Annotated in this window: 5 protein-coding genes; all 5 read right to left on the reverse strand. The window is 75.1% G+C overall.

Annotation, left to right across the window (positions count from 1 at the left end; genetic code table 11):
* Nucleotides 1-329: 329 nt before the first annotated feature.
* From ACFYUS_RS23265 to ACFYUS_RS23285, 5 genes are read right to left on the reverse strand one after another with little or no spacing between them, the layout of a single operon-like run.
* Nucleotides 330-629: a hypothetical protein gene (locus ACFYUS_RS23265; protein WP_388855094.1), complete on the reverse strand. Its 300-nt coding sequence runs from the start codon at nt 627-629 to the stop codon at nt 330-332.
* Nucleotides 626-2164: a hypothetical protein gene (locus ACFYUS_RS23270; protein ID WP_388855097.1), complete on the reverse strand. Its 1539-nt coding sequence runs from the start codon at nt 2162-2164 to the stop codon at nt 626-628. Before ACFYUS_RS23270 ends, ACFYUS_RS23265 begins: the two co-directional genes overlap by 4 nt.
* A 26-nt stretch (nt 2165-2190) precedes the next feature.
* Nucleotides 2191-3888: a serine/threonine-protein kinase gene (locus ACFYUS_RS23275; protein ID WP_388855101.1), complete on the reverse strand. Its 1698-nt coding sequence runs from the start codon at nt 3886-3888 to the stop codon at nt 2191-2193.
* Entirely contained in the window at nt 3885-5651 is a 1767-nt protein-coding gene (locus ACFYUS_RS23280; protein WP_388855104.1) for an FHA domain-containing protein, read from the reverse strand. The genes ACFYUS_RS23275 and ACFYUS_RS23280 overlap by 4 nt, the downstream gene beginning before the upstream one ends.
* A gap of 39 nt (nt 5652-5690) precedes the next feature.
* A complete protein-coding gene (locus ACFYUS_RS23285) occupies nt 5691-7022 on the reverse strand; it encodes a hypothetical protein (protein WP_388855107.1) in 1332 nt (443 codons plus the stop codon).
* Between the last annotated feature and the right edge of the window lie 390 nt (nt 7023-7412).

Genomic DNA, 7412 nt, shown 5'->3' on the forward strand with positions numbered 1-7412 from the left:
CGGCCCGCCGCGCCGACCGCGTCCCGTAACGGCTCGCCCGGTTCCTCCCACCGCGTGTGCGGGGGGGGGGGGGGGGGGGGGGGGGGGGGGGGGGGGGGGGGGGGGGGGGGGGGGGGGGGGGGGGGGGGGGGGGGGGGGGGGGGGGGGGGGACGCGCCCCCCCCCCCCCCCCCCCCCCCCCCCCCCCCCCCCCCCCCCCCCCCCCCCCCCCGCCCCCCCCGCCGGCCCCCCCCCCGCGCGGCCAGGCGGTCAACCATCCGGGGCAGTCGGCCCGCCGCCCGATGGGCCTCGGGGACCGTCCGTTCCCCGGGGCCTCGGCCACGCGTGTGCTCACTGCGCCACGGCAGCGAGGAAATACATGGTGCGGGCCGGGTGGAGCAGCCAGTCGCGCAGGTCGGCGTAGGCGTTGGTGAACCGGTGGGGCACTTCCGGCTGTGCGGCGGCGGCCGCCATGGCTTGCCGGATGTGGGCGGGGGACTCCGGAGAGTCTGGGGCGACCATGGCTTCGAGGAGTTCGGCTTCGAGGAGTTCGGCGAGGTCTGCGGCCTGCCCGGAGACGACCGCACCCGCCGGTCTCGTACGCGGCCTCGCCGCTTCGCCGAAACCGGCCGACGGCAGGGCGCTCGTCACCCGGCACACGCGTACGTGAAGGCGGCCTCGGCTTCGAGCGGGGTCGTGTCCGGGCGCAGGACCTGGAGGCGGGCGACGCCGTGGAACCTGCCCGGGCCGCGGACGGTCCAGCGAAGGTGCAGCGCCACCTCGTGCTCGCCGCGGCGGGCGGTACGGGTCAGGACCCCGGACCGCTGGCCGTCGCTGCGCAGCCAGCGGTACGTGAACGGGCCGGCGTGGCCGTCCGTGGTCACCACACCGGTCACCTCGGCGGTTCCGCCGCACGTCAACTGCTGCGGCGGGGCCGTGACCCGGACCGCCGTCACCGCCGGGCCCGTCGTCGGTCGCAGCAGCAGCCAGAGCACGACCGCCACCGCCGCCAGCACGGCGGTGGCGCCGAGCAGACCGGCGCGGCGCCGTCGGCGGCGGCGCACGGGGGTGGGCGCGGATGCCGGGGCGGCCCACAGCGCGCGCAGGGCCTCCTCCTCGGAGCGGGGGACGCCGGGGCCGAAACGGAGCACGATCTCGCCGTCGTCCTCGCCTTCGTCAGGTAGGGGCGTAAGAGGCGTGGCGGGTGCGCTCCGATGGCGCTTGCCGAGGATGGTGCCCTGCTCGTCCGAAGCGACGCCGGCAGGGGCGTCCGCCGCGGTGCCCACCGCCGCCCCCGCGCCCACCACCACCCCTGTGCCCTCCACCGTCCCCGTGTCCTCCACCGCCTCCGCGTCCTCCACCGATCCCGTCACCTCAGAAGGACCCGAAGGCTCCGTGGGCAGCCCGGCCAGTTCCGTCAGGGCGGCGGCTGCCGCCGTCCGCAGGGCAGTCCTGTGCAGGAAGTCCCGGGGCAGCGCCGCGCGCGTCGAGGTGAGTGTCGTACGTGCGGCGGCGAGGCCCGCGGACCCGGCCGTGGCGGAGCAGCGGGTGAACAGGTCGGCCGCCGGTGTACCGGGCGTCGCCCAGGCCGTGCCGAGGGTACGGGCGAGCGCCGCCCACGCCGCGATGTCGGCGTCCTGGAGGGAGGCCGTGGAGGTGTCGGCCTCGCCCAGTGCGGTGGCCAGTGACGCCTCGATGAGCAGTGCGGTGCCGTCCGGGGCGAGGACCACGTGGTCGGGGGTGAGCGAACCGTGGGCGAGACCGGCCGTGTGGAGGGCGAGCAGTGTCTGCGCGGTCTCGTTGAGCACGCTCGCCGCGCTGCCCTCGTCGAGTCCGGGTGCGCCCGTGGCGAGCAGGTCGGAGACGGTACGGGCCGGTGGGCGCGCGACGATCAGCCACACGTCTCCCGCCTCCTGCAGCAGGTCGACGGTGGCCGGTACGCCCGGCAGCCGCAGCTTCGCCACGGAGCGCACCGCGGCGGCGAGCCGCTCCCGCGCACCGCTCGGCGCGAGCAGGTCGCGGTGGATCCGCAGGACGCCGAGGGGCGGTTCCTCCGAGCCGGTGGGCCCCAGCGCGTACCAGGTGCCGAACCGGCCGTCCCGCGACCAGTCCGACAGCGCGCGCCCGGCGACCGTGGCGGGTGCCGGGGGTACCGGGGGTGTCGGCGGCGTCAGAGGTGTGCTCATCGTGCCTCGTTCTCCTGGGTGGTGGTTCAGCACGGAGGGGCGTCGGCGGAGGCCGTCCGTGTTCCGCCCGGGGACTGCGGATCGCTGCTGACGGCGATGTTCCAGGTGCCCCGGCACGGGTGGTTCGAGAAGTCGCCCTCGAAGGTCAGGGAGTACCGCGTGCCGCCCGACAGTCGACGGGACTGCGAACCGTAGGGCTCGGCGGGAGTGTTGGCGTAGAAGTCCGCGGTGAGCGTCAGCGGACCGGTGCCGGTGGTGTCGACGGTCACGTCGGCGAGCAGTGTGCTGCCCGGCCCGCGGCGCAGGGAGCCGATGACGATCGTGACCGTGCCCGGCGTCGGTGCCGCCGGAGTCGTGGTCGCCGGAGGCGGCGTGGTCGGGGCAGGGGTGGTGGGGGGCGGGGTCGGGGTGGAGGCCGTGGGGTCCGGTCCCGGTGCGGTCGTGGTCGGCGTGCCGTCCGTGACCGGTGCCGTGGTCGTGTCGCTCGGTGTCGGTTCGGCCGAGGGGCTGCCGGACGGCGACCCGCTCGGTGTCGGAGAGGCGGAGGGCGGGAGGGACGACGGGGACGGGGCCGGGACACCGGATGCCGGAGTCCTCGACGGGACGGAGATCGCCGCGGTCGTCGTCGTGTCGTCGACCGTTCCGGCCTTCGCGACCGTTGCCGCACCGGCCGCGACCACGGCCAGCACGGCCGCCCCGGCCAGGGTCTTTCCGAGGACGCCCTTCAGACGGCCCAGGACCGTCAGTGCCGGCGTCGCCTCGTACACCGCCGTCGTCGTGGCGAACGGGAACAGCAGGGAGAGCAGGGCGGCGAGCCGTCCGAGCCCGCGGCGTCCGCGCTCCTCCCATTCCGCGCCGTAGCCGGCCGTGGCGGCGTGTTCGAGGCCAGCGAGGAACGCGTCGATGCCGGGCCGGTCCGCAGGGTCCTTCGCCAGGCCGGCACGGACGAGGTCGCGCACCGGCTCGGGCACGTCGGCCACCTCGACCGGTGCCCGCAGGTGCTGGAGCCGCAGCGCGATCAGGTCGTCGGCGACGAACGGCTGCCGACCGGTGAGGCACTCGTGGAACACGGCCGTCGCCGCGTACACGTCGCCCGCCGGGCTCGCCGGCTCGCCGTCCCACTGCTCGGGTGCCATGTACGCGGGCGTGCCCGCGGCCTCCGCCTCGCGACCCGCGCGCACGGCGATGCCGAAGTCGGCGAGTGCGCTCGAACCGTCGGCGCGCACCAGCACGTTCTCCGGTTTGTAGTCGCGGTGCACCACCCCGGCCGCATGGGCCGCGCCGAGCCCGAGCAACGAGCCCTTGAGCAGGACGAGCGCCGCCTCCGGGCCGGTGGCCCCGTGCTCGCGCAGCAGTTCGCGCAAGGTGACCCCGTCGACCGCCTCCATGACGATCGCCGCGCCCCGCCGGGCCTCCACGTACTCGTACAGCCGCACCACGCACGGGTGCCGCAACTCGCCGAGCAGCCGCGCCTCGGCGCGGAACCGGGCCAGGAAGTCCCGGTCGCCGTGCAGCCGTTCGCTCAGGTACTTGACGGCCACGGGCACTCCCGTCGCCTCGTGGCGTGCCAGGACGACCCGCCCGCCCGCGCCCCGGCCGAGCGTGCGCACGGCCTCGTAGCCGGGAACCGCCCAACCGCCGTCCGTCACCCGGGCGTCGGGCCGTCCACCGTTCCGTGCGTTCTTCCGTACGTCGTTCCGTACGCCGTTCCGTACGTCGCTCATGCCGTCCCCTCCACGGCCGTGCCGTCCACGCCCACCCCGTCCGCCGGGCGCGCCCTGCCTCCGTCCGCCGCCGCGCGACGCCGCTTCACCACCCGTACCAGCCACCGCAGCGGCGCCGACCACACCGGGAACGCCACCAGGGCCACGACCACGGCCACGATCACCGTGTCCCACGGCGCGGCCACCCGCCCCTCCAGCCACTCCCCGAGCCGGGACCGCCAGGCCAGCAGGGCGAGGACCAGGAAGCCGTACGTCCCGACGACCACGGCCAGGCCGTACGCGGCCATACCCATCTGCCGAGGCCCCGGCCGGCGGCCCGTCCGCAGGTCCCGCCACAACCCCGTACGGAAGTACGCGCTCGCCTCCTCGCGCAGCCGCGGCACGCGCAGCGCGTCGGTGAGCGCCTGGTAACCGTCCAGTGGCATCAACGGGTTGAAGTTGTACAGGGTGTTCAGGTACAGCCCGAAGGCCAGGTGGAACAGCACGGCCGAGACCGGCCCCACCGGCAGGAACGCCGCGCCCACGGCGCACCAGCCCGCCAGGGCGGCCGTCGACACCGGCCCGGACAGTGCCACCACGACCCGCGACCAGCGGGTGCCGAACCACATGTCACTCGTGTCCACGAACGCGAACGGCATCCCCATCATCAGCATGAAGCCGCCCCGCCGGACCTTGCGTCCGTACGACTTCACCGCGAGGGCGTGCGCGAGTTCGTGCACCACGAGTGCCGAGACGTAGCCGACGGCCAGCGCCACCGGGCCCCAGGCGCCGGACCCGCCGAAGTCGAGGAGGTGCTGCCGGCCCTGCGCCACCGCGAAGAACACCACCAGACCGCCGAGCAATGACAGCCAGACGAGCGCCACTCCGGTACGGGTGAAGAACCGCCAGCCGCCGCCGGCGTACAGCCGCGTCACGGCCCCGTCGAGGCCCGGCACGGACACCTCCAGCTTCAGCAGGGTCCGGTACACAGCCCGCCACAGCCGACGCGGCCCGGACTCCGCCTTCCCCTCCCGCTGCCCCGGCAGGCCGCGCAGCAGCCCGGCGCCCGCGAACGCCGCCAGCGCGGCCTCGATCCGCGGCAGCGCCAGCTCCCCGAAACGGTCCGCGTACGCGAAGAGCAGGTCCCGCACGGTGGCGTCGCCGTCGAGGGCGTTCCACAGGAACACCTCGCGCTCGTCGAGCCGGAGGTACCCGCCGGTCCGCGTGTTGCTCAGCACCCAGTACGGCTCCGCGCGGCCGCTCGTGGGCACCTGCTTGAGCGCCCAGCCGCCGCGGCGACGCGGCCGTGTGGTGAGCGGGCCGTGCGCCTCGGGTGCGTCCAGCTCGGGGCCTGCGCCGGACGGCAGCCCGGTGAGCTGCGTGCCGACCATGACGGTCCGGGATCCGATCCGCGCGTCCCGCGGCTGCTCGAACACCATCCGCACGTCGCCGACGGACAGTTCGGCACCGTCGTCCAGGCGCGCCGAACCGCCGTGCAGCGTCGCCCCTGCGACGGCCGTGCCGTTGAACGAGTCCAGGTCCTCGACCCGGAAGCCCGACGCGTCCCGGACGATCCGGGCATGACGGCGCGACACACTGCCGTCCGCCAGGACGACGTCATTGTCCGCGCCCCGGCCCAGCGTCGTGATCTCGCCGGTCAGCGGTACGAGGAGGCCGGGGTCGTCGAGGCCGCGCAGCCGGGGCGCGGCGAACGACGTCGGCGCCGCGCCCCGGCGCAGGGTGCCGCAGCGCAGGCAGTACGGGAAGTCGCGCCGCACGTGCACGCGACAGGCATGGCAGAGCATGGTGGTGGGCCCGGCGCCTCAGGAACCCGTGGCGAAGGAACCGCCGGCCGGGCCGCCGAGCGCGTCGTGACCGGGCCCGGCGGTGTGCAGGTGGCTGTCGCCGAGCCGGTCGAGACCTGGACGGACGAGCCCGCCGCGCGCGCTGTCGGAGTCGGGACCGGGCGTCTCGGAGCGCCCGCCGCCACCGCTGGGCCGGCGTCCGTTCTCGCTGCTGCCTCCGTCGCCTCCGTCGCCACCTCCGTCGCCGCCGCCGGAGCCTCCTCCACTGGGTCGGCGTCCGTTTTCACTGCTGCTGCCTTCGCCGCCGCCTCCGCCGCCTTCACCGCCTCCGCCGTCCCCTCCGCCGCCTTCACCGCCTCCGCCGTCCCCTCCGCCGGGCCGACGTCCGTTCTCGCTGCTGCTGCCGTCCCCTCCGCCGTCCCCTCCGCCGCCGGAGTCCCCTCCGCCTTCGCCTCCGCCGGAGTCGCCACCCCCAGGCCGACGTCCGTTCTCGCTGCTGCTGCTGCTGCTGCCGTCGCCGCCCCCGGAGTCGCCTCCACCGCCTTCGCCGCCCCCGGAGCCGCCGTCGCCCTCTTCGTAGATGCCGCCGTGGCCGAAGCCCTCGGCACCGCCCCCGTGGAAGCCGCCGTCGTGGCCGCCGGTGCTGTCGCCGAAGCCGCCGCCGAAGCCGTCACCGAATCCGCCGCCGTGGCCGCCCTCGAACCCGTCTCCGGCACCACCGCCGAAGCCGTTGCCGAGTCCGCCTTCGTGGCCGTCCCCGAATCCGCCTCCGAGCACGTCGCCGAACCCGTCTTCTTGGCCGCCGAGTCCGGCCTCGCCGAAGCCTGCATCGCCGTCACCGAAGGAGCCGAAGTCCCCGAAGGCTCCGAAGTCCCCGGAATCGCCCAGACCCCCCATGTCTCCAATGCCGTCCGGGTTGCCGAGCTCCCCGAGCCCTCCGAGGTCGCCGAGGAGCGAGCCGTCGTCGCCGGCGGGCGTGTCGGTGAGGGCGTCGCCGATCAGGCCGGCGACGTCGGACGCCGTCCCGTCGAGTTGGCCGGACAGGTCGCGATAATCGCCCAGGGCGTCCGCCGCGTCGTGCGGGCCCGTCTCGACGGGCACGTCGTGGGCGGCCAGGGCATGGGCCGCGTTGCCGAAGAACAGCGACGACTTGGACAGCCGCGCGTCGAGGGTGGACGGTCCCTCGGCCGTACCGGACTCCACGCGGAGCCGGCGCAACTCGGTGACCTGCTCGGGCGTCAGACCGAGTCTGCTTGCCACTTCCTCGGGGTCGCCGTCGAGTTGCTCCGCGAACGTGGAATCGACCGCCAGACGGGTCATGGCATCGCGAAAGGCGTCGTTGTCGGTCATGGCCTTACGTCCTCCGTCGGTACGCGTGCGCGCACGGTGCTTCCGGCGGGAAGTGGAGGGTCCCCCCTGGTCGGCGGCATGGATACCTTTCCGGCCATCCCAACCGATGCCTACACGGAACCTTATAGAGGCTTTCGGCTACCTGACGCAAGGGGTGAGAAGGGGAAGAAACCTCCTTCCGGAGGGCTGTCCCTGCAAACGGGTTTCGGCCAGTTTCCGTTCTCTGTTCCGTGAGTTCGGTGTGGAGGGCCGTGCTGAGCGTTTCTGGTTCGGTCTTGTGTGAGAGGCGGGTGGTGTGCCGGTGGTGGGGGTGGGGGTGGGGCCTCCGTCCCGGGGTGGGGGGCGGAGGCCCGGTGGGGGTGGGGGTGGGTGGGGGTGGGGGTTTCCGGG

Origin of the sequence: Streptomyces sp. NPDC004284, from assembly GCF_042874035.1 — a bacterium.
Lineage (GTDB): Bacteria > Actinomycetota > Actinomycetes > Streptomycetales > Streptomycetaceae > Streptomyces.